The organism is Paractinoplanes ferrugineus (assembly GCF_016862195.1).
Classification (GTDB): domain Bacteria; phylum Actinomycetota; class Actinomycetes; order Mycobacteriales; family Micromonosporaceae; genus Actinoplanes; species Actinoplanes ferrugineus.
Genome location: NZ_BOMM01000016.1, coordinates 79,268 through 99,111, shown reverse-complemented (window position 1 = coordinate 99,111; position 19,844 = coordinate 79,268). Strand labels below are relative to the sequence as shown.

Annotated in this window: 19 protein-coding genes; 12 read left to right on the top strand and 7 right to left on the bottom strand. The window is 70.5% G+C overall.

Features of this window, described 5'->3' with window-relative positions:
- Window positions 1-9: 9 nt before the first annotated feature.
- Together Afe05nite_RS11240 and Afe05nite_RS11235 are read left to right on the top strand one after the other, a co-directional pair.
- A complete protein-coding gene (locus Afe05nite_RS11240) occupies window positions 10-558 on the top strand; it encodes an OsmC family protein (RefSeq protein ID WP_203816958.1) in 549 nt (182 codons plus the stop codon).
- A 15-nt stretch (window positions 559-573) separates the two neighbouring features.
- Window positions 574-1,770, top strand: coding sequence for an NAD(P)-binding domain-containing protein (locus Afe05nite_RS11235; protein WP_203817223.1), 1,197 nt, complete (start codon window positions 574-576; stop codon window positions 1,768-1,770).
- 12 nt (window positions 1,771-1,782) lie between these two features.
- On the opposite strand, the gene Afe05nite_RS11230 is transcribed toward Afe05nite_RS11235, so the two are convergent.
- Together Afe05nite_RS11230 and Afe05nite_RS11225 are read right to left on the bottom strand one after the other, a co-directional pair.
- Entirely contained in the window at window positions 1,783-2,427 is a 645-nt protein-coding gene (locus Afe05nite_RS11230) for a GNAT family N-acetyltransferase (RefSeq protein WP_203816957.1), read from the bottom strand.
- A gap of 15 nt (window positions 2,428-2,442) precedes the next feature.
- Window positions 2,443-4,680 (bottom strand): putative bifunctional diguanylate cyclase/phosphodiesterase, encoded by a 2,238-nt coding sequence (locus Afe05nite_RS11225; protein WP_203816956.1) that lies wholly within the window; start codon window positions 4,678-4,680, stop codon window positions 2,443-2,445.
- 88 nt (window positions 4,681-4,768) lie between these two features.
- Between Afe05nite_RS11225 and Afe05nite_RS11220 the strand changes: the two genes are divergently transcribed.
- Complete coding sequence (locus Afe05nite_RS11220; RefSeq protein ID WP_203816955.1) at window positions 4,769-5,710, top strand: aldo/keto reductase; 942 nt, start codon at window positions 4,769-4,771, stop codon at window positions 5,708-5,710.
- Window positions 5,711-5,961: 251 nt separating this feature from the next.
- Here Afe05nite_RS11220 and Afe05nite_RS11215 read toward each other — a convergent pair whose 3' ends face one another.
- Complete coding sequence (locus Afe05nite_RS11215) at window positions 5,962-6,804, bottom strand: DeoR/GlpR family DNA-binding transcription regulator (protein ID WP_239117728.1); 843 nt, start codon at window positions 6,802-6,804, stop codon at window positions 5,962-5,964.
- Between the two features lie 296 nt (window positions 6,805-7,100).
- On the opposite strand from Afe05nite_RS11215, the gene Afe05nite_RS11210 reads away from it, so the two are divergent.
- The 6 genes from Afe05nite_RS11210 (at window position 7,101) to Afe05nite_RS11185 (ending at window position 13,269) form a co-directional block, all read left to right on the top strand.
- Window positions 7,101-8,390, top strand: a complete 1,290-nt coding sequence (locus Afe05nite_RS11210) for an ABC transporter substrate-binding protein (protein ID WP_203816954.1) — start codon at window positions 7,101-7,103, stop codon at window positions 8,388-8,390.
- Window positions 8,391-8,455: 65 nt separating this feature from the next.
- Window positions 8,456-9,388 (top strand): carbohydrate ABC transporter permease, encoded by a 933-nt coding sequence (locus Afe05nite_RS11205; RefSeq protein ID WP_203816953.1) that lies wholly within the window; start codon window positions 8,456-8,458, stop codon window positions 9,386-9,388.
- On the top strand, window positions 9,388-10,230 hold the full coding sequence (locus tag Afe05nite_RS11200) for a carbohydrate ABC transporter permease (RefSeq protein ID WP_239117727.1): 843 nt from the start codon (window positions 9,388-9,390) through the stop codon (window positions 10,228-10,230). The genes Afe05nite_RS11205 and Afe05nite_RS11200 overlap by 1 nt, the downstream gene beginning before the upstream one ends.
- 30 nt (window positions 10,231-10,260) lie before the next feature.
- Entirely contained in the window at window positions 10,261-11,127 is an 867-nt protein-coding gene (locus tag Afe05nite_RS11195; RefSeq protein ID WP_203816952.1) for a ketose-bisphosphate aldolase, read from the top strand.
- A gap of 1 nt (window position 11,128) precedes the next feature.
- On the top strand, window positions 11,129-12,331 hold the full coding sequence (locus Afe05nite_RS11190) for an ADP-dependent glucokinase/phosphofructokinase (RefSeq protein ID WP_203816951.1): 1,203 nt from the start codon (window positions 11,129-11,131) through the stop codon (window positions 12,329-12,331).
- Entirely contained in the window at window positions 12,328-13,269 is a 942-nt protein-coding gene (locus Afe05nite_RS11185) for a class I mannose-6-phosphate isomerase (protein ID WP_203816950.1), read from the top strand. Before Afe05nite_RS11190 ends, Afe05nite_RS11185 begins: the two co-directional genes overlap by 4 nt.
- A gap of 99 nt (window positions 13,270-13,368) precedes the next feature.
- Here the strand turns inward: Afe05nite_RS11185 and Afe05nite_RS11180 are convergent, their stop codons facing one another.
- Window positions 13,369-13,971, bottom strand: a complete 603-nt coding sequence (locus tag Afe05nite_RS11180) for a hypothetical protein (protein WP_203816949.1) — start codon at window positions 13,969-13,971, stop codon at window positions 13,369-13,371.
- A gap of 117 nt (window positions 13,972-14,088) precedes the next feature.
- Here Afe05nite_RS11180 and Afe05nite_RS11175 point away from each other — a divergent pair, with 117 nt between their 5' ends.
- Complete coding sequence (locus Afe05nite_RS11175; protein WP_203816948.1) at window positions 14,089-14,676, top strand: hypothetical protein; 588 nt, start codon at window positions 14,089-14,091, stop codon at window positions 14,674-14,676.
- A 21-nt stretch (window positions 14,677-14,697) separates the two neighbouring features.
- Here Afe05nite_RS11175 and Afe05nite_RS11170 read toward each other — a convergent pair whose 3' ends face one another.
- Window positions 14,698-14,937, bottom strand: a complete 240-nt coding sequence (locus Afe05nite_RS11170) for a sigma factor-like helix-turn-helix DNA-binding protein (RefSeq protein ID WP_239117726.1) — start codon at window positions 14,935-14,937, stop codon at window positions 14,698-14,700.
- A gap of 63 nt (window positions 14,938-15,000) precedes the next feature.
- Window positions 15,001-16,188, bottom strand: a complete 1,188-nt coding sequence (locus Afe05nite_RS11165) for a helix-turn-helix domain-containing protein (RefSeq protein WP_203816947.1) — start codon at window positions 16,186-16,188, stop codon at window positions 15,001-15,003.
- Between the two features lie 102 nt (window positions 16,189-16,290).
- On the opposite strand from Afe05nite_RS11165, the gene fxlM reads away from it, so the two are divergent.
- Window positions 16,291-17,457, top strand: a complete 1,167-nt coding sequence (fxlM, locus tag Afe05nite_RS11160; RefSeq protein WP_203816946.1) for a methyltransferase, FxLD system — start codon at window positions 16,291-16,293, stop codon at window positions 17,455-17,457.
- 18 nt (window positions 17,458-17,475) lie between these two features.
- Here the strand turns inward: fxlM and Afe05nite_RS11155 are convergent, their stop codons facing one another.
- Window positions 17,476-18,444 carry an acetylxylan esterase gene (locus Afe05nite_RS11155; protein ID WP_203816945.1) on the bottom strand — a complete coding sequence of 323 codons (969 nt, stop codon included), beginning with the start codon at window positions 18,442-18,444 and terminating at the stop codon, window positions 17,476-17,478.
- A gap of 165 nt (window positions 18,445-18,609) precedes the next feature.
- Between Afe05nite_RS11155 and Afe05nite_RS11150 the strand changes: the two genes are divergently transcribed.
- Window positions 18,610-19,842, top strand: coding sequence for a GDSL-type esterase/lipase family protein (locus tag Afe05nite_RS11150; RefSeq protein WP_203816944.1), 1,233 nt, complete (start codon window positions 18,610-18,612; stop codon window positions 19,840-19,842).
- Window positions 19,843-19,844 lie beyond the last annotated feature (2 nt).

Here is a 19,844-nt window from a genome sequence, read left to right as displayed (position 1 = left end):
AGATCAGCCATGACAACGGTGGATAACGGAGTGAACGTGCAGGCGTTGCTCGACGCCCGCGAGGCACTCAGGAGCGCCCCCGAGGCCGCCCAGTTCACCTGGCGGGCCTCCGCCAAGTGGCAGAACGGCGTGCACAGCACCGCGACCGTCGAGAAGTTCTTCGGCCTCGGTCAGGAACAGACCCACAAGAGCGAGTCGGTGTTCTCGGCCGACCACCCGGAGGTCTTCGCGGCCGCCGACCAGGGCATCACCCCCATCGAATACCTCCTGGTCGGCCTGGCGAGCTGCCTGACCGCGGGGGTGGCCTCGGTCGCTCAGAACCGCGGCATCCAGTTGCGCTCGGTCGAGTCCACAGTCGAGGGCGCCCACGACATCCGTGGCATCCTGGGCGTCGACAGCGACGTCCGCAACGGCTACAACGACATCAAGGTCACCTTCAACATCGACGCCGACGCGTCGAAGGAGGAGATCGAGGCCCTGGTCGCGCAGTCGCAGAAACGGTCGGCGGTCTACGACGCACTGACCAACCCGACGAACATCACGGTCGAAGTCGCCTAGCCAGAGGGCAGAGTCATCGAACACGTCACCACCGCCGTCATCGGGGCCGGGCACGCCGGCCTGGCCGCCAGCCACTTCCTCAGCCGACGCTCGGTCGACCACGTCGTCCTCGAACGCGGCGAGGTGGCCAACTCGTGGCGCCGGGAACGATGGGACTCGCTGCGCCTTCTCACGCCCAACTGGCTGAGCCGGCTGCCCGGCCACGCCTACGACGGCCCGGACCCGGACGGCTACATGACGATGGGCGAGGTGGTCGAGTTCATCGAGCACTTCGCCCAGGGGATCAAGGTGCGTACCGGGGTGGAGGTCACCTCGGTGGGCCCGGCCGACAGCGGTTACCAGCTCGCCACGAGCCAGGGCCCGCTGACCGCCCGTACCGTCGTGCTGGCCGGTGGCGCCTACAACAGGGCGACCGTCCCGCCGCTGGTCCTGCCCCCGCAGATCCGGCAGATGACCCCGCTGGACTATCGCGGACCGGGCGACCTGGACCAAGCCGGCGTGCTGGTGGTCGGTGCCTCGGCCACCGGTGTGCAGCTGGCGGCCGAGATTCAGCGGTCGGGCCGCCAGGTCACCCTCGCCGTCGGCGAGCACGTTCGCCTGCCCCGCCTGCATCGCGGCCGGGACGTGCTCTGGTGGATGCACGAGTCGGGCGTGTGGGACGAGCGCTGGGACCGGATCGACGACCTCGACCGGGCCCGCCGGCTGCCGTCACCGCAACTGGCCGGCACGCCCGAGCGCAGCACCCTCGACCTCAACACGCTCACCGCGCTCGGCGTCGAGCTGGTCGGCCGGTTCGCGCTGGTGCGCGACGGCGCCGCCCTGTTCTCCGGCGGCCTGCGCAACGTGTGCTCGCTCGCCGACCTGAAGATGCGCCGGTTGCTCACCGCGTTCGACGAGTGGGCCGGCGTCACCGCGCCGGCCGAGGAGATCGCGCCGACAGCGGTGCCACCGGCGGCCCGGCTGAAGATCGACCTGAACCGCGGCGAGATCGGCACCGTCCTCTGGGCGACCGGTTTCCGCCCCGACTACAGCTGGCTGCACGTCCCGGTGGTCGACCCGAAAGGGCGCCTGCGCCACGAGGGCGGCGTGGTCGACGCCCCCGGCCTCTACGCGCTCGGCCTGCCGATGCTGCGCCGCCGCCGTTCGTCGTTCATCAACGGCATCGAGGACGACGCCCGCGCGATCGTCGACCACCTCGCGGCAGGCCTGTAGGGACACCCGAACTCAGTCGAGGCCCAGCCCGCGGCGGCACTGCTCGACGCCGATCAGCTCGATGTCGTCGCGGCGCCGCCGTTCCCACGCCGCCCGGGTGAGGCGCCACCGCTGGATGCGGGCGGGCTCACCGCGACGGGTGTCCCAGTCGGTGCCGTTCGGCTCGTAACCCAGGCCGCGGGAGACCCGGTTGGACGCCTCGTTGTCGACGAAGGCGTCGCTGCCCGCCTCGGCCGCCCCCAGCCCGGCGAACGCCAGATGCAGGATCGCCGCCCGCATCTCGCGGCCGAACCCCTGCCGGCGGTGGCCGGGGCCCAGCCACGAGAAGCTGGACACCGTGCCGAACCGGGCGAAGTCCAGGCCGACCAGGTCCTGCATGCCGATCGGCACGCCGTCGGCGAGGACGGCGAAATACAGCCGCCACGCGTCCGGGCTCACCCGGGCGCGGCCGCGCCAGATGCCGCGCAGCCACTGCCATTCCCGCTCGGGGCTGTCCGCGTAGAACGACATCGGATCGTCGAAGGGCCACGGCTCGGTGTCGGCGATCCCGGCCCGCACCAGCGGGACGAGACGTTCCAGGAGTTCGTCGGAGGCGCCCGCCAAAGTCAGGCGCGGGGTGCGCACCTCGACGTTCAGCGGCGGATAGGTGTGGGCCACGCCGAGACCGTACGCCTACTGGACCGCCGGGTTCCGCTCCTTTACGTGCTCGGCCAGGCCGGCCGGGGACAGCGGCTTCGCGTACAGATAGCCCTGACCGGTCTCGCACCCCAGCGAGCGCAACTCGGCGGCCTGCTCGCGGGTCTCCACCCCCTCGGCGATGGTGCGCAGGCCGAGCACGTTCGCCAGATAGACGATCGCGGTGGTGACGGCCGCACCCTCGGTGCTTCCGTCGAGCTCGGCCACGAAACTGCGGTCGATCTTGAGGATGTCGCAGGGCAGCCGGGTCAGATACTGCAACGACGAGAAGCCGGTGCCGAAATCGTCGACCGCGATGCGTACCCCGTGGGCCCGCAACTCGTGCAGCGCCGCGATCCCGTTGCCGTCGTCGACCAGGGCCGACTCGGTGATCTCCAGGACCAGCCGGCCGGCCGGCACCCCCGAGCGCGCCAGGGCGGCGAGCACGTCGCGCACGATCGTCGGCTCGCGCAACTGACGCGGCGACAGGTTGACGCTGAGGTAACGGCCGCCACCCAGCGTCCCGGCCTGGGCCAGGGCCTGCTCGAGCACCCACAGGCCGATCGGGATGATCGCCCCGGTGCGCTCGGCGACCGGGATGAACGCGTCCGGCCGGATCGGGCCGCGAGCGCCGTGCTCCCAGCGCAGCAGGGCCTCGGCACCGAGCGTACGGCCGGAGGCGGTGTCGACGATCGGCTGGAAGACCACCGCCAGCTCGTCCCGGTCGAGTGCCTGGTCGAGGTCGCCGGCCAGGGCGGCATCGGCGGACCGGCGGTCGACCATGCCGGGCTGGTAGACGGTGAAGCCGTGGCTGCCGGCCCGCTTGCTCTGGTACATGGCCACATCGGCCCGGCGCAACAGGGCCTTGTCGTCGACGCCGGCCTCGAAACGGGCGGCCCCGATGCTCGCCCGGACGGGGATCAGGTCGTCGTCGAGCTCGATCGGGTTGGCGGCCATGTCGGCCAGCAGGCGCTTGCACACGGCCGCGGCCTGCTCGTCGTCGGTGATCTCGGTGAGCATGATCGCGAACTCGTCGCCGCCGATGCGCGCGATGGTGTTCTTGCCACGCACGCCACCACGCAGCCGGTGCGCGACGTGTACCAGGAACATGTCGCCGGCGGCGTGCCCGTACGCGTCGTTGACCAGCTTGAAACCGTCGAGGTCGAGAAGCAGGACGGCCGGGTTCTCGCCGCGCTTGAACGCCCGGTCGAGGGCGTCGTCGAGCCCGGCCCGGTTGGCCAGCCCGGTGAGCGCGTCGGTGATCAGCAGTTCGCGGCTGGTGCGGAGCGACAACATCTGACGCGCGGCGGCCGCGCAGGTCATCACGATCAGCCCGAGCACGAGACCACCCCACGGCAGGAACTGGCCCTCGATCGTGGTGACGACGAGCATCAGCAGGCAACCGCAGATCATGGCGGCCATCGGCAGGTGGGTGGACCAGGTCGGCGCCTTGGTGCGGCGTTGCGCGGCCATCCGGCCGGTCGAACCCAGGGCGAGGATCGCGGCCGCGTCCAGCAGCAGGCTGGCGAAGATGAGCATCCAGGTGGCCACCACGTTGGCGGTGTGGGCGCCGGTGGCCGCGGCGCGCGTCATGTAGAGGTCGGCGATCGCGTAGACGCCCATTCCCAGGGTGAACACGACGATCGGCGGGGAGAACCGGCTGGCCGCGCCGCGGAGCACGATCGCCCCGACCGCCGCGAGCAGCAGCAGGTCGCCGATCGGCCAGCCGATGGTGCCGAACCACAGCAGCGAGGGCTCGCTGTCGGCCAGTGCCGGTTCGAGGGACACGTACCAGACGATCATGAACCCGGCCGCGAGCACCGTGGCGGCCTCGGCGATCAACGCCGAACGCTCCCGGCCGCGCAGACCGCGCATCGCGCCGACCAGCGCGCCGAGCGTGACGAGCCCATACATCGCCGCTCGGGACAGCAGCATGGCGCCGCTCAGCACCGTGCTCCCGGTCGCCTCGGCGGCGACGAAAAGCGCGAACGTCACTATCGAACTGATCCGGCCGGCCGCGAGAAGCCGCCAGGACCGGCGGTTCAACCCCGGCCGGTTGGACGCCCGCCAGTTGTAGACGGCGCCCACCAAATCCAGCCCGATGATCGTCAGCACCGAGATCAGCGACCAGGCGGCGCCGGCCAGCACGCCGACGACCTGCCCGGCGACGCTGAGCAGCGCGAGCACCGCGATGACGGCGGGGCCGGAGCGACCGGCGCGCAGGATCTGGTTCACGCATTCCGCATCGGTGCGGCCGAACCGATGTTGAGCTTCCCGGCAACCCGCAACCGGGGTGCTACCCACGAGGGTGTCTGATGAACGCATGACCATCGCCGACCGGCTCGCCGGCGCCCCCCGGATCGGACTGGGACTCGCCGCCGTCGGCCGCCCCGGCTACCTCACCCTCGGCCGGGACGCCGACCTGCCGCCCGAACGGTCGGTCGAAGCGATGCGGGCCCGCGCCCACGAACTGCTTGATGCGGCGTACGCGTCAGGGGTCCGCTATTTCGACGTCGCCCGCTCCTACGGCCGGGCCGAGGAGTTCCTGTCCACCTGGCTCGGCAACCGCCAGGATGTCGTGGTCGGCAGCAAATGGGGCTACACCTACACCGCCGGCTGGCGCGTCGACGCCGACGTGCACGAGGTCAAGGACCACGGCGTCGCCACCTTCGAACGACAACTCGCCGAAACCCGCACCCTGCTCGGCGGCCACCTCGACCTCTACCAGATCCACTCGCTGACCCCCGAGAGCCCCGCCCTGACCGACCCCGAACTGCACGCCCGCCTCGCCGATCTCGCCGCCGAGGGAGTCACCGTCGGCTTCTCCACGAGCGGCCCGGCCCAGGCCGCCACGATCCGCGCCGCCCTCGACATCCGGGTCGGCGGCCGCCCGCTGTTCCGCAGCGTGCAGGCCACCTGGAACCTGCTGGAACCCAGCGCCGCCCCGGCCCTGTCCGAAGCCCACGCTCAAGGCTGCTTCGTGATCGTCAAGGAAGCCCTGGCCAACGGCCGCCTGGCCGCTGCCCCCGAGCCGGTTGCCGGCCTCGGGCCGGCCGGTGGTCCGGTTCCGGGCGACGCCGTGGCCCTGGCTGCGGCGCTGGCTCAGCCGTGGGTGAGTGTGGTGCTGTCGGGCGCGGCCACCACCGCTCAATTGGCCTCGAACCTGCGCGCCGAGCGGTCCTCCGTCGACCCGGCCCGCTGGGCCGGCCTGGCCATGCCGAGCGCCCGCTATTGGCAGGAGCGCTCAAACTTGCCCTGGCGCTAGCCCCTGCCCCCGCCCGATCACACGCACCCGCACCGAGCTCTCGCGCCGCCGGTTGGACCAAACCCCCCTAACGGGACTTATCGCCTCCGTAGGGGTCGAGCTCGGGGAGTTGGTGCGATCGCCGCCCGAGCGTCGGCAGGGGAGCGGGCCGGCTCAGCGGGCCGGCTCAGCCGGGCGGGAGCCGCCGGTGGTGCAGGGGTCGGGATGGCGCCGGGGCGGGCGGTTCAGGGCGCCGGGTCAGGGCTGGCGGGTCAGGGCTGGCGGGGGGTGGCCGGCCTGGTGGTGGTGGGGGTGAGGAGTTCCACGCCGTTGGCCTCGAGGGCGTCGCGCAGGTCGGGTGGGGGTGCGGTGTCGGTGATCAGGAAGTCGGCCGCGCCCAGTTCGGAGACCTGGGCGAAGAGGCGGCGGCCGAACTTCGAGGAGTCGGCGAGGATGGCGACCCGGGCGGCTCGGGAGATCATTTCCTGCATCATGGCGGCTTCGGCCAGGTTGCTCGTGGTGTAGCCGGCTTCGGAGGAGACCGCGCCCACGCCGATCAGGGCCAGGTCGCAGCTGATGTCGAGGTCGGCGCCGGTGTTGGCGCGGAAGCTGACGGGGCCGATGGTGGCGAGGGTGAGCGAGCGGACGGCGCCGCCGAACAGGTAGATGTCGCGGATCGCGGTGGTGGGCAGGGCGCCCGGCACCAGCAGGTTGTTCGTGGCGACGGTGAGCTCGCGGTGCTGGCCGAGGTTCCGGGCGAGGGCGAGCGTGGTCGTGCCACCGTTGATCATGATGGTGGAGCCGTCCTGGACCAGGGCGGCGGCCAGCGCGGCGATCTTTTCCTTCTCCTGCTCCTGGACGGCCAGGCGCTGGTCGACGGCGCGGTCGGTGGTGCGGGAGACGGTGGACAGGCTGACCGCTCCGCCGTAGGTGCGCACGAGGCTTCCGTCGGCGGCGAGCTGGTCGAGGTCGCGCCGGACGGTGTCGATCGAGACGCCGAAGCGTTCGGCCAGTTCGCTGACCGTCACCTGGCCGGTTTCGGCGACGTAGGCCGCCAGCTGGGCCTTGCGTCCGGCCGGCAGATGGCGCTGCCGCTCGTTGCTGTCGACGCTCACTGATCCCCCCTCGTCAGTGCGGCAGTATGCCACAAATGCGTGTCCATTGAGCACACTGCCGCATAGAGCTGCAACTGGCCGCAGGGATGGGCAGGAGCTGCGAAAAGATCCAGCTGTAGCGGCAAACTACAGCTCGGAGGGCCCTGGGGGAAGACCCGGTTCTGCTTCATGACGCACTAGTATGCCGTACTCCGCAGCTTTCTGCTGTTCTTCTCTTGTAATCATTCGTAACACGCTGCTAACGTGACGCCAACACGGCAAAGAACAGAAAGATCTCGATATAGAAGGGATCCGCTATGGCGGTTCGTGCAAGCCGGCTGAAGCGAGTTCTAGGGGCGGTGACGGCGACGACGCTTCTCGCGTTCGTCGCGGCCTGTGGTGGCGGCGACTCGGACGCCTCCGCCTCGGGCGGCGACGTGACGCTGGAGTTCGCCCAGTGGTGGGGGGCCGAGCTTCCGGCCGGGGAGTTCGACAAGATCATCAGTGACTTCACGGCGCAGAACCCGAACATCAAGATCAAGCTGCTGAGCGCGCCGTACGCTTCGACCAAGCAGCAGCTCGTCACCGGTGCGGCCTCGAAGACCCTGCCCGACGTGGTGGGCCTCGACGGCGCCTGGGTGAGCGACTTCGCCAAGCAGGGCGCGATCACGGACCTGTCCAAGCTGATGACCGACGCGAACTACGACTCGAGCCAGCTCGCCAGCCAGGTGCAGCTCAAGGGCAAGACGTACATGATCCCGGTGGTCAACTTCATCTACCCGCTGTTCGTCAACAAGGACCTGCTGGCCAAGGCGGGCGTCGCCAAGACGCCGACCACCCGCAGCGAGTTCCTCGACGCGGCCAAGAAGATCAGCGCGACCGGCGGCGACGTCAAGGGCTGGGCGCTCCCGCTCGACACCGCCGTTCCGAACGGGGTCCAGAACGACGTGATGTCCTGGCTGTGGGCCTCCGGCGGCAGCATGCTCGCCGACGGCAAGCCGGCCCTGCAGACCCCCGCGGTTAAGAGCACCGTCGAGTTCGTCAAGAGCCTCAACGACGCGAACGTCATCGCCCCCGGCTCGCTGACCATGAAAGAGCAGGACAAGGTCGAGAAGTTCACGCAGGGCCAGGTCGGCATGATGATCGACTCGCTCGCGCACATCAACCTGATCAAGAAGAACAAGCCGGACCTGAAGTTCGAGGTGGCCGCCATCCCGGCCGAGGACGGCTACACCGGCAAGCGCGGCATCCCGTACGCGTCGTGGGGCATCGGCATCTCCAACTCGACCAAGCACAAGGCCGAGGCCTGGAAGTTCGTCTCCTACCTGATGAGCCAGCAGACCAACTCGAAGCTCAGCACGATCGCCAACGGCTTCCCCGGCAACAAGACCTCGGAGCCCGACTTCAGCACCAGTGACCCGATGTTCAAAACCGCCTTCGACATCTACAAGGAGGGCACCGTCGCCAACGAGTTCGTCGGCCTGCCCAAGTCCGAGGACCTGATGCGCAGCTTCGACGAGCAGCTCCAGCTGGTGCTCACCGGCAAGTCCAGCGTCGACGACGCCCTCGCCAAGGCACAGGAGAACTGGTCCTCGGTCATCGAGTAGCCCGCCCGTCCGGGCACCGCGCTGCTGCCCAGAAAAGTGCGCGGTGCCCGACCTAGGAGACAGTCATGACTTTGCTCGCCCCCAAGACCGCCGAGCCGGTCGAACAGGCGGCGCCGCCGAAGCGGAGCACGCTGGCGCGGCGCCTGGTCCCGTACGGATATCTGTCGCCGACCTTGATCCTGATCGTGGTCTTGATGGTGGTCCCCATCGTCATGGTGATCAGCTACTCGTTCCGGGACAACGTGATCGTCCAGGACAACTCGGTGTTCGCCGGCCTCGCCAACTACACGAAGGTGCTCACCGACCCGGACTTCCTGGCCGCGCTCAAGAACACCGCCGTCTTCATCACCGTGAGCATGGCGGCCCACCTGGTGCTCGGCCTGACGTTCGCGATGATGCTGAACACCCAGCTGCTCAGCGGTGTCACCAAGGCCGTCTTCCGGATCGTCTACATCCTTCCGTGGCTGTTCACCATCGCTGTCGTCGCCGTCATCTGGCGGATGCTGCTCGACCCCTCCGGTGTCGTCAACTACGTGCTGCACACGCTCGGCCTGATCAACGAGGGCGTGAACTGGCTCGGTGACCCGGGCAAGGCGCTCTGGGCGGTCACCTTCATCAACATCTGGTCCGGCTACCCGTTCTTCATGATCAGCCTGCTCGCCGGACTGCAGGGCATCCCCAACGACCTGTACGAGGCGGCCGCCGTCGACGGGACCAACTGGTTCCAGCGGTTCCTGCACGTGACCCTGCCCCAGCTGCGGCCGGTGATCATCAGCATGGCCGTGCTCGACCTGATCTGGACGTCCCAGCAGTTCGCGCTGATCTGGATGACGACCGGCGGCGGGCCGCTGAACACCACCGAGATGCTCAGCACCTACACCTACAAACAGGCCTTCAGCGAGTACGAGTTCGCCACCGCGTCCGCCGCCGCCGTGCTCGTCCTGCTGATCACGATGGTGCTGGCCTTCTTCTACGTCCGTTCGCAAAGGGAGCGCTGATGGCCACCGTCAAGACCAAGCGCACCCTCGCCAAGACCGGGGTCATCGGCGGGCTGGTCCTCGGTGCTCTCTTCGCCGGCCTGCCGGTGCTGTGGATGCTGTCCACCTCGTTCAAGAGCAACGGCGAGGTGTTCCAGAACCCGCCCAAGTTGATCACCTCGAGCTTCTCGTTCGACGCCTACACCGAGATCCTGGGCAACGGCGCTCAGCTGCGGTTCTTCCTGAACAGCTACCTCGTCGCGATCGCGGTGACGGTGCTGACGCTGCTGGTGGCGCTGCTGGCCGGCTACGCGTTCAGCCGGTTCGACTTCCCGATGAAGAAGACCATCAACGCGGTGATCGTCAGCGTCCAGGCGGTACCGCCGATCACCCTGGTCATCCCGTACTTCGGGCTCGTCGTCGCGCTCGGTCTCTACAACACCTATCCCGGCCTGATCCTCACCCACATGGTGTTCACGCTTCCGTACGCGATCATCATGATCACCGCGTATCTGAACACGCTCCCGAAAGAGCTCGACGAGTCCGTCAAGGTCGACGGCGGCACCGGCTGGACCGCACTGTGGCGGATCCTGGTGCCGATCTCGGTGCCCGGTCTGATCGCGGTCGGCGTCTACACGTTCATGATCTCGTGGAACGAGTACCTGTTCGCGCTGTCGCTGACCCGCACCGACGACATGCGCACCGTGCCGATCGGCATCCAGCTGCTCATGGGCCAGCACTCGTACGAGTGGAACCAGATGATGGCGATGAGCATCCTCGGCTCCATCCCGGTCCTCATCCTCTTCCTGCTCTTCCAGAAGCGGTTCATCGGCGGCCTGACCGCCGGTGCTGTCAAAGCCTGACCGCGCGTTTCAGAAGGAGAAAAGAAACAAATGCTGACGACCGGCAAGGCGATCCTCGACGTCGCCAACGAGCACGGCTTCGCGGTTCCCGCCTTCAACATCAGCGACTGGGCGATGTTCAAGGGCATCGTGGAGATCAGCGAGGAGACCGACGCGCCCCTGATCGTCGCGATCCACCCCGACGAGGTGGCCCACGTCGGCGCCGAGATGATCAAGGGGATCGTCGAGCGGGCGCACCGCTCGAGCGTCCCGGTGGCGATCCACTGGGACCACGGCGCCACCTACGACCAGATGCTGCAGGCCTTCCAGTTCGGCTTCACCTCGGTCATGCTCGACGCCTCCACCCGGCCGTTCGACGAGAACGTGGCGATCTCCAAGAAGGTCGCCGACTCGGCCCACGTGCTCGGTGTCTCGGTCGAGGCCGAGCTCGGCACCATCGGCGCCAACGACAGCTACGCCGAGTCCGAGGGCACCGACACGATCATCTACACCGACCCGGACGACGCGGTCACCTTCGTCGAGCGGACCGGCGTCGATTCGCTCGCCGTGGCGATCGGCACCTATCACGGCTTCTTCCCGAAGAACCGCAAGCCGGAGTTGAAACTCGACCTGCTCAAGGAGATCAAGAGCCGGGTCCGGATCCCGCTGGTGCTGCACGGCGGCTCCAACAACCCGGACGACGAGATCCGCGAGGCCGCCCGGATCGGCATCAACAAGATCAATATCTCGACCGACATCAAGGTCGCGTACCACAACAAGATGCGCGAGGTGCTCGGCACCGACGAGCGGCTGCGCGAACCCAACGCCATCCAGCCGGAGTGCATCCGCGCCATGCAGGTCGTCGCCGCCCAGAAGATCGAACTCTTCGGGGCCGACGGCAAGGGCTCGCTGTTCTGACATGCAGGCCTCCCGCGTAGTTCTGGGCCTCGGCGGTTGCGTCGACTACGAGTTGAAGCTGACCGCTGGCGTTCTGGAAAAGCTGATCATCGAGTACGGCGTGGTAGCCGCGGAACTGTCGGTCGCGCCGCATGCGGTGACCGGTGAGCGGGACCTCCTGGTGTCGATCCTCGGATACCTGTCCCGGGGCGCGGGCGGCGAGCACTTCGTCGCCTCCGCCCCGGCACTGTCCGATTTCGCCGGCCGGTTCCCGCACCGGGAGACCCTCGGCGGCACCTCGGTGCGGGCCGGCCTACTGATGAGCCGGCTCGGCGTGCCGTCGACGCTGCACCTGGTGAGCGTCAACGACACGTTCCGCCGGCTGCTCCCGGCCGGCACCGAGTGGGTCGACAGCGGCGGTGCGGACACCTTCTATCCGCACCTGATCGTGCAGTACCACAGGGGTCTGCGGATCCGGGCCAACGACCTCGACCTGCACGCCCCGTTCCCGAACCGGCTGATCTACGTCAACGACCCGGCCAACGCCGACATGCGGCTCACCGACGACCTCGGCGACCGGCTGAGCGCCGCGGAGGTCTTCCTGATCTCCGGCTTCAACGCCATGCGCTCGGCGCCGGAACTCGAGGCCCGGCTCGCCGAGCTGAAGCGGCACATGCGCCGGTTGCCGGCCGGCGCGGTCACCTACTTCGAGGACGCGGCCTACCACCGACCCGACTTCAGCCGCCGGGTCCGGGCGGCGTTGCTCCCCGACATCGACGTGTACGGGCTGAACGAGGACGAACTGCAGTCCTACCTGAATCGGCCCGTCGACCTGCTCGACCCGGCCGACGTGGCCGCCGCCCTGACCGCGATCCACGAGCTGATCCCGGTGCCGACACTGGTGCTGCACACCAAATATTGGGCGCTGGCCCTGGGCGCCGGGGACTACACCGAGGCGGTGGAGAACGGCATCGTGATGGCCGCCACCCGGTACGCCCACGGCGACGACTTCACCCTCCCGGACGTCGAGCGCCTGCGCGGCCGGCCCCGGCGGCCCGCCTCGGTGACCTTCGCCGCCGCGCTGCGCGATCGGCTCGGCGACATGGTCCGCTGCGTGCCCGGATTCGAGCTCGACATCCCCGACCCGACTACCGTCGGCCTGGGCGACACGTTCGTCGGCGGCTTCCTGGCCGCACTCGCCGCTTCCCGGGAGGACAACCGATGACCGTTTTCGCCCTGGCCGCCAACCAGCCCGAGACGTTCTACCGCGGCGCCGGCCGGATCGCCGGCTTCCGCAACGGGCCGGCGCTGCCCGACCGGCCCGAGGACTGGGTCGGCTCGGTGACCAGCCGGTTCGAGCTGGCCCCGGCCGGTCTGTCGACCCTGGACGACGGCCGGGTGCTGGCCGAGGCGATCGCCGCCGACCCGGCCTGGTGGCTGGGCCCGGCCCGCACCGACACCGGCGTGCTCGTCAAACTGCTCGACGCGGGCCAGCGCCTGCCGCTGCACGTGCACCCCGACCGGCGGTTCGCCGACGCGCACCTGGCCTCGCCGTACGGCAAGACCGAGGCCTGGGTGATCGTCTCGGCGCGACCCGACGCGTACGTCCATCTGGGTTTCGCCCGTGACGTCGCCTCGGCCGAGCTCGAGGCCTGGGTGCGCGACCGGAGGACGGACGAGATGCTGGCCGCCACCAACAAGATCCCGGTCGCGGCGGGTGACGCGATCCTCTGCCCGGCCGGCCTGCCGCACGCGATCGGGGACGGCATCCTGCTCGTCGAGGTCCAGGAGCCGACCGATTTCTCGGTGCTGCTGGAATACGAGAACTTCGGCCTCGCCGACGGTCACCTCGGCCTCGGCTACGACCTGGCTCTCGAGTGCGTGGACCGCGGCGGGTGGTCCCGGTCCCGCCTCGCCGGCCTGCGCGGCACCGCCGTCCGGCTGCTGCCCGAGGCGGCCGACGAGTTCTTCAGCGCCCGCCGCGTCTACGGCGGCGACCGGGTGGAGCGGGGCTTCAGCATCCTGGTGGTGGTCGGCGGCGAGGGCCGGTTGGGCGGCCTCGCGGTCCGGCACGGCGACACCCTGCTCATCCCGTACGCCGCGGGCGAGCTCACCCTCCACGGGCAGGTCGAGGCGGTCCGCTTGGCGGCTTCTCCGCACTGACGGGTGTTCGCCGTGTTCCCCGGCAGTGCGGGGGGAGGTGGGGCCCCGCCCGTCATCGGGACGGGGCCCCACGTTGTCGGCGGCGGATTCGTGCCTGCGTCAATTCGGCCACTCGTGGACATCGTCCAGCGAGGTCACTTCAAAAGTGCCGGGGCACGACGCTCGAGGGAGAACGAGGCGAGTCGCAGCGAGTTCCGGGCGTTCGAAAACGGCGCCGGTGTAGACCCGGCAAGTCACGTTCCGAAATCCGACTTCAGTGTTCGAAAGGCGAAGGTTCGACAGCTTGAGCCGGCGAAACGCCGGTGTAGCGCCCGGGTGTCGCCGCAGATGGGCTACCAGTGCCTTGGCATCGATTCGGACGCGACTGCGTGGCCCGAGAACCGGCGCGATCGGGATCATCTGCCGCGATCCGCGTTCCTCCGTCTCGGCTGCGATAACCGGGAGCAGCAACGTCACGTTACGGATGGGTTTGTCGGAGTAGTTGGTCACTACCACGGCTGGCGTTTGCGAGTCGTGCACCACCAACTCGGTGCAGACGTTGTGCGCCTGTTGATCTCTATCTTTCCTGCGCTGCTCCTCGTCCCGCTTCTCGAGAGCCGCGATACGCCGCCGGTCCCGACGGAACTGAACAGCCACGTACGTCAGCGCGCCGACCGTTGCGCCGGCTTGAATCCAATCAGCGATGCTGCCGAATTCCACCATGACAACATTCTGGCGAGGCGCAGCAAGGTGGCCGTGCCGGCGCGGTCGCCGTTTTGCCGCGGAGACCGGCCGAAACGGCGATCGACGGTGGTCGCCCTGAGGTCCAGGGTGGTCGGCATGAGACCTGATCGCACCGTGCCGGCGCTGATCGGCGGCGGCGCGGTGGCGGTCGTCGGCGGAATCGTCGTCGCCGTCGGGCTCCTGCACGGCGGCTCGTCGTCGCCGTCGGCGGCCTTCGCGCCGGCCGTCACCGGGTCGGCCGCCTCCGAGGCCGCCTCCGCGACGCCCGAGGCGGAGCAGACGCTGCCGGAAAACGGTTCCTCGGAGAGCGCCGCGCCCGCGCGGACGTCTACTTCTGAAGCAGCGACTACCAGGGCGGACAGCCCGGTGAAGACCACCGCGGCTCCGACCCGGGGCGGCATCACCGCGGGGGCGTTCTGCGCGCCCGCCGGAGCAAGCGGGCGAACCTCGACCGGTCTGCTCATGCAATGCGTGCGCGGGCCGGGGGAGGCGCAGGCACGCTGGCGGGCATTCGTGCCGGCGACGACGCCACCAGCGGCCGCACCGACGACAACGGCGCCGGCGGCACCTCCGCCCCCGCTCGTGATCACCAAGCCGGTCGTCCCGCGGCCGACCACCACCGCACCGGCCCAGGCGACCACCGCTCCGGCGTCGACCCCGCCGACGACACAGCCGGCCGACTGAGCGCAGGCCGGGCTCAACCGGTCAGCCGATCTCCAGGTCGGGGCCCATCGCGATCATCAGGGACAGGTCGCGCATCGCCTCGTAGAGGCGCGCCTTCGCCGCCTCGGGGGCCAGGCCCAGGTGCTCGGCCGCCTCGTGCGGGGTGCGGTGGTGGAAATAGGTCGCCACGAGGATCTCCCGGTATTGAGCCGGCAGGTTTCGCAGCATCAGTCGCATCGAAGGGGGCCGGGCTTCGATCGTGTCGGCGTCTGTGGTCGGCATGCCTGGAACTCTGGTCATCGGCGGGAGCGCACTCCAGTGCGCAGCCGCGGCGTATTCGCCCGGTTACTGGGACTGCAGGCGTTCGGACAGTGCTCGCAGCTCGGTGCCGCCGGCCTGTCGCCGGGAACGATTGAGCAGCACACGGACGGTTTGTGCCAGCTCCGCGGAGGTGCGCACGTGCTGTGGGGCAATACGCTCCGCAGTCAACAGAAAACGGATCGCCTCCCGGTCGCGAGCGCCGAGCCGGGCCAGCGCGCGGGCCGTGTCGGCGTAGTAGTAGACCTGGCGGACCCCGGCCGGGATCGTGGCCGGGTCGGTGCGGCGGGCGATCTCGACGACGGTGGCCGGGTCGCCGTCGTCGGCCTCGATGCTCATCCGCCAGATGTCCACGTTCGTCGGGCCGAAGAACATCCCCATCGTGTCGGTCTCACCGGTCCGGGCGGCCAGCGCGGCGGCCTCGGTCAGCCAGTCGCGGCTGTCCGCCAGGCGCCCCCGGCAACGGCTCGCCAGTGCCGCCACCAGGTGCAGCGAGCCCAGGATCTCGGGACTGCCGTGGTGGCGGGCGAGCGCGCGCTCGGCGATGGTCTGGCCCCGCTGGTAGGAACCGCAGGCCACGGCGGCACGGGCGGAGGCGTACGCGGCGAAGCCCGGCAGCAGCGGGTCACCGGAGGCCTCGGCCGCCTCCCGGCATCGTTCCGCGCCCAGCCAGGCGTCGGCCGGTTGGCCGAGACCGCGCAGCACCGAGGACGCGATGTGGGTGGCCTCGCAGAGCAGGCGCAGAGCCTCGGCGTGGGCCGGGCCGGCCGTCTCGGTGTGCAGGTCCCGCAGCAGATCGGGGAGCAGCCGGGCGGCCCCCGCATAGTCGCAGGCGTTGTGCCGGGCGTCGGCCAGAGCCACGCCCTGGGCCAGCGCCGCCGGTGGGGGAGCGGCCCCGGACGGCGGCTCGGTCAGGTCGATGTCGATGAGCGCCCGGCGCAGGCCCAGCACCGCCGCCCGTCCCGCCGCGGCCGCCCGGTCCTGCGCCGGCACCCCGATGCCGGCCAGGTCGGACGGCGCGCAGTCGAGCGCCCGGGCGATGTCGGCCAGGGTGAATCGGTTGTCGGCCGCCTGGAGCCCCCGTTCGATCCGGCTCCAGGAGGCGTGCGAGACCCCGGCCCGGCTGGCCGCGAATCGGACGCTCCACCCGCGCAGCAACCGGCGCGTGCGGATCCGCTCACCGACCGCCGGGTCGGGAGTCCTGCGTTGACTCATACCGCCGACGCTAGCGCCGCCGGAGCGGGCAGTGGTTCATCCGTGTACCGGCGCTGTGCCGAATCGTCGGTGCCGGTCCGGCGATTGCTATAGGAATGACCCGTGACCTCTGTGCTGCGGTCGGACCTCGTCGAGCGCCTGCGGGTGACCGGCGCGATCGTCAGCGCGCCGGTCGAGGCGGCGTTCCGGGCGGTGCCGCGCGAGCATTTCATGCCACCCGGCACCGCGCCGCAGACCGCTTACGGGTCCGAGAACGTGGTCACGAAACGTGACCCGGCCGGGACCGCGATCTCGTCGGTGACCGCGGCGGACGTGCAGGCGGCGATGCTGGAACAGGCGGACCTGCGGCCCGGCATGAGCGTGCTGGAGGTCGGCTCGGGTGGCCTGAACGCCGCCCTGATCGCCGAGATCGTCGGCCCCGGCGGCCGGGTGGTCAGCGTCGACATCGACCCCTCGGTCACCGCGCGCGCCGCGCAGATGCTTGCCGGGGCGGGGTACGGCGACCGGGTGACGGTGCTGACCGCCGACGGCGACGACGACGTGCCCGGCCCGTTCGACGCGATCATCGTGACCGTGGGGGCCTGGGACATCGCCCCCGCCTGGCACCGGCAGCTGACGGCCGGCGGAACGCTCGTGGTGCCGCTCGTGATGAACGGCGCCACCCGGACCATCGCGTTCCGGCGCGAGACCGACCACCTGGTCAGCACGTCGGCGCGGGTGGCCGGCTTCGTCGCGATGCAGGGCCACGGCCGCCACGACGACAGCCTCGTCGACCTGGGTGACGGGGTGACGCTGCGCTTCGACGGCAGCCCGCCGCCCGGCCCGCTCACCGGTGTCCTCGCCACCGGCCCGGTCGAGGCGTGGTCCGGGGTGCTGTTCCCCGACCCGATGTCGTGGTCGGACCTCTACCTGTGGCTGGCCTGGCAGCTGCCCGGCTTCTGCCGCCTGACCGTGGGCGAGGGCAGCCCGCTCGACCGGCACGCCCGGCTGTTCCCGGTCGGCACCGTGCACGAGCGGGGCCTGGCCCTGATCCGGGTCCGCCCGGCCGACCGCGGCGTCGAGTTCGGCGCCCTGGCGTTCGGCCGGGACGCCGCGCCGGCCGCCGCCGTGCTGGTCGAGCAGATGCGCGCCTGGAACCGGCACGCCCGCCCGGCCGGCGAGCCGTCGTTCGGCTACTGGCCGGCCGGGAGCGACCGCACGACGATCCCGCCCGACGCCGCCGTGCTGGCCAAGACCCACGGGCTGCTGACGATGCGGACGCGGCGCTGAATCGGTGCGGAGAACGGTTCAGGCGGCGCCGGTTCGCGTACGGAAATGGTGCAGCGCCGCCGCGTCGTCCAGGATGCCGCCGCCCTCGTGCGCGTTGTACTCCCAGACCTTGATCTCCCGGGGCCCGCCGTAGACGTGGTAGGCGCCGTAGACGGTGGACGCGGGGCAGATCGGGTCGCGCAGGGCGACCGAGAAGAGGGCCGGTGCGGTCGCCCGCCGGGCGAAGTTGACGCCGTCGAAGTAGGCGAGGGTGTGGTGCACCTGCTCCTGCTCGCCGCGGTGCACCTTCAGATAGTCGATGATCTCGCGGTACGGGTAGGAGTCGGTCACCCGGACCGCGCGCGGGAAGTCGCAGAGGAACGGCACGAACGCGGCGCTCGCGGCCAGGTCGTGACGCAGGCCGGAGACGGCGAGCGCCATCCCGCCGCCCTGGCTGCCGCCGACCACCGAGACCCGGCCGGCGTCGACCACGTCCAGCGCGCGGGCGGCGTCCACGGCCCGGACCGCGTCGGTGAACAGCCGCCGGTAGTAGTAGGTCGCCGGGTCCAGGACGCCCCTGGTCAGCACGCCCGGCACCTGCGGCGGGATCTCGGCGATGTCCGGGGTGGCGCCGAGACTCCAGCCGGAGCCCTGGCCCCGCGTGTCCATCTGGAGGTGGGCGAAACCGGCCGACGCCCAGAACAGGTTCTCCAGCGCGTGGCCGCGGCCACCGCCGTACCCGACGTACTGCACCACCGCCGGCAGCGGCTGGGCGATCCCGACCGGCACCCGCAGCCAGGCTCGGACGTCCTGGCCGGCGAAGCCCTTGAAGGTGACGTCGTAGACCTTGATCGTGGCCAGGCCGGTCTCGACCTCGCTCAGCCGCACGTCGATGTCGTGCTCGGCGGCCTCGGCCAGGGTCTCGGCCCAGAAGGCGTCGAAATCAGGCGGATTGACCTGCGCACTGCGGTAGGTGGCCAGATCTTCGGGGGCAAGGTCGGTCAGCATCGGTGTCCTTCGGTCGTCGTCCCTGGAACGCGCTGTCCATGATCCCCGCAACCACGCGTGCGCCGACGGCGGGCGGACGAGACCGGTAACGCGATCGTGGCCGGCCACCGGCTCGGGGGCCGCGTGAGAGGATCTTCCGGGGTTTCGTGACGGGCGGGGGACGAGATGCGGTGGACCAGGGCTGCCCTGGTGATGGTGCTGGCCGTGGCGGGATGCGCGGCCACCGAGCGACCCGCCCAGCCCGCCGCCCGGCCCTCCGCCGGGCGCTCGGCCGGCCCGGTCGTCGCGCCCACGCCCGAACCGGGGTGGGTCGGCACCTGGGCGGCCGGCGTGCAGTCCGGCCGCGACGGGTTCAAGGACCAGACGCTGCGCCAGATCGTGCACACCAGCATCGGCGGCGACCGGGTGCGCCTGCGGGTGTCGAACGAGTTCGGCGGCGCCCCGCTGACCGTCACCGGAGTCGGCCTGGCCCACCCCACCGGCGGCGCCGGCATCGACCTGACGAGCGCCCGCGCGATCACCTTCGGCGGCGCCGACTCGGTCACCGTGGCGGCCGGCGCCGAGGCCGTCTCCGACGAGGTCGCGTTCACCGTCCGGCCCGACACCGATCTGACGGTCAGCATGTACCTGCCCGAGGCCACCGGCGCCCCGACCGAACACGTGCTGGCGAACCGCACCAACTACGCCGCCCCCGGCAACCAGTTCGCCGCGGCCGGCCTGCGGGAGTCGAGCACCACCGGCGCCTACTACTTCCTCAGCGGGCTGGACGTGCACAACACCGCGGCGTCCGGTGCCGTCGTCGCCTTCGGCGCCTCGGTCACCGACGGCCTCGCCTCGAAGGCCGGCACCAACCAGCGCTGGCCCGACCTGCTCGCCGATCGGCTGCGGCAGTCCGGGCGTACGGTCGCCGTGCTCAACACCGGGATCAGCGGCAACCGTCTGCTGACCGACGGCCCCGGCGGCGACAGCGCGCTCAAGCGCTTCGACCGGGACGTGCTGACCCGCCCCGGCGCCCGCTGGGTGATCATCTCCGACGAGCCGGCCAACGACCTGGGCAACGACAGCTCGATCCAGGCCGGCGAGCTGACCGGGGCCCTGCGCGAACTCGTCGACCGCGCCCACGGGGCCGGCCTCGAGGTGATCTGCTCGACGCTGACCCAGGCGTCCGGCGCCGACTACTGGAGTGCGGCCGCCGAGAACGGGCGGGCCGCCTACAACGCCTTCGTCCGCGGCTCGACGAACGGGTGCGACGCGGTGCTCGACCTGGACGCCGCGACGCGGGACCCGGCCGCCCCGACCCGGTTGCGGCCGTCCCTCGACTCCGGCGACCACCTGCACCCGAACACCGCGGGGATGAAGGCGATCGCCGACGCGGTCGACCTGACCTGGTTCGGCTAGCC

Excerpts from the sequence above, each read along its gene's own strand:
- Afe05nite_RS11180 (WP_203816949.1), bottom strand. The coding sequence starts at position 13,971 with ATGGTGGAATTCGGCAGCATCGCTGATTGGATTCAAGCCGGCGCAACG.
- Afe05nite_RS11190 (WP_203816951.1), top strand. The coding sequence starts at position 11,129 with ATGCAGGCCTCCCGCGTAGTTCTGGGCCTCGGCGGTTGCGTCGACTAC.
- Afe05nite_RS11195 (WP_203816952.1), top strand. The coding sequence starts at position 10,261 with ATGCTGACGACCGGCAAGGCGATCCTCGACGTCGCCAACGAGCACGGC.
- Afe05nite_RS11185 (WP_203816950.1), top strand. The coding sequence starts at position 12,328 with ATGACCGTTTTCGCCCTGGCCGCCAACCAGCCCGAGACGTTCTACCGC.
- Afe05nite_RS11210 (WP_203816954.1), top strand. The coding sequence starts at position 7,101 with ATGGCGGTTCGTGCAAGCCGGCTGAAGCGAGTTCTAGGGGCGGTGACG.
- Afe05nite_RS11175 (WP_203816948.1), top strand. The coding sequence starts at position 14,089 with ATGAGACCTGATCGCACCGTGCCGGCGCTGATCGGCGGCGGCGCGGTG.
- Afe05nite_RS11165 (WP_203816947.1), bottom strand. The coding sequence starts at position 16,188 with ATGAGTCAACGCAGGACTCCCGACCCGGCGGTCGGTGAGCGGATCCGC.
- Afe05nite_RS11150 (WP_203816944.1), top strand. The coding sequence starts at position 18,610 with ATGCGGTGGACCAGGGCTGCCCTGGTGATGGTGCTGGCCGTGGCGGGA.
- Afe05nite_RS11240 (WP_203816958.1), top strand. The coding sequence starts at position 10 with ATGACAACGGTGGATAACGGAGTGAACGTGCAGGCGTTGCTCGACGCC.
- Afe05nite_RS11220 (WP_203816955.1), top strand. The coding sequence starts at position 4,769 with ATGACCATCGCCGACCGGCTCGCCGGCGCCCCCCGGATCGGACTGGGA.
- Afe05nite_RS11205 (WP_203816953.1), top strand. The coding sequence starts at position 8,456 with ATGACTTTGCTCGCCCCCAAGACCGCCGAGCCGGTCGAACAGGCGGCG.
- Afe05nite_RS11170 (WP_239117726.1), bottom strand. The coding sequence starts at position 14,937 with ATGCCGACCACAGACGCCGACACGATCGAAGCCCGGCCCCCTTCGATG.
- Afe05nite_RS11155 (WP_203816945.1), bottom strand. The coding sequence starts at position 18,444 with ATGCTGACCGACCTTGCCCCCGAAGATCTGGCCACCTACCGCAGTGCG.
- Afe05nite_RS11200 (WP_239117727.1), top strand. The coding sequence starts at position 9,388 with ATGGCCACCGTCAAGACCAAGCGCACCCTCGCCAAGACCGGGGTCATC.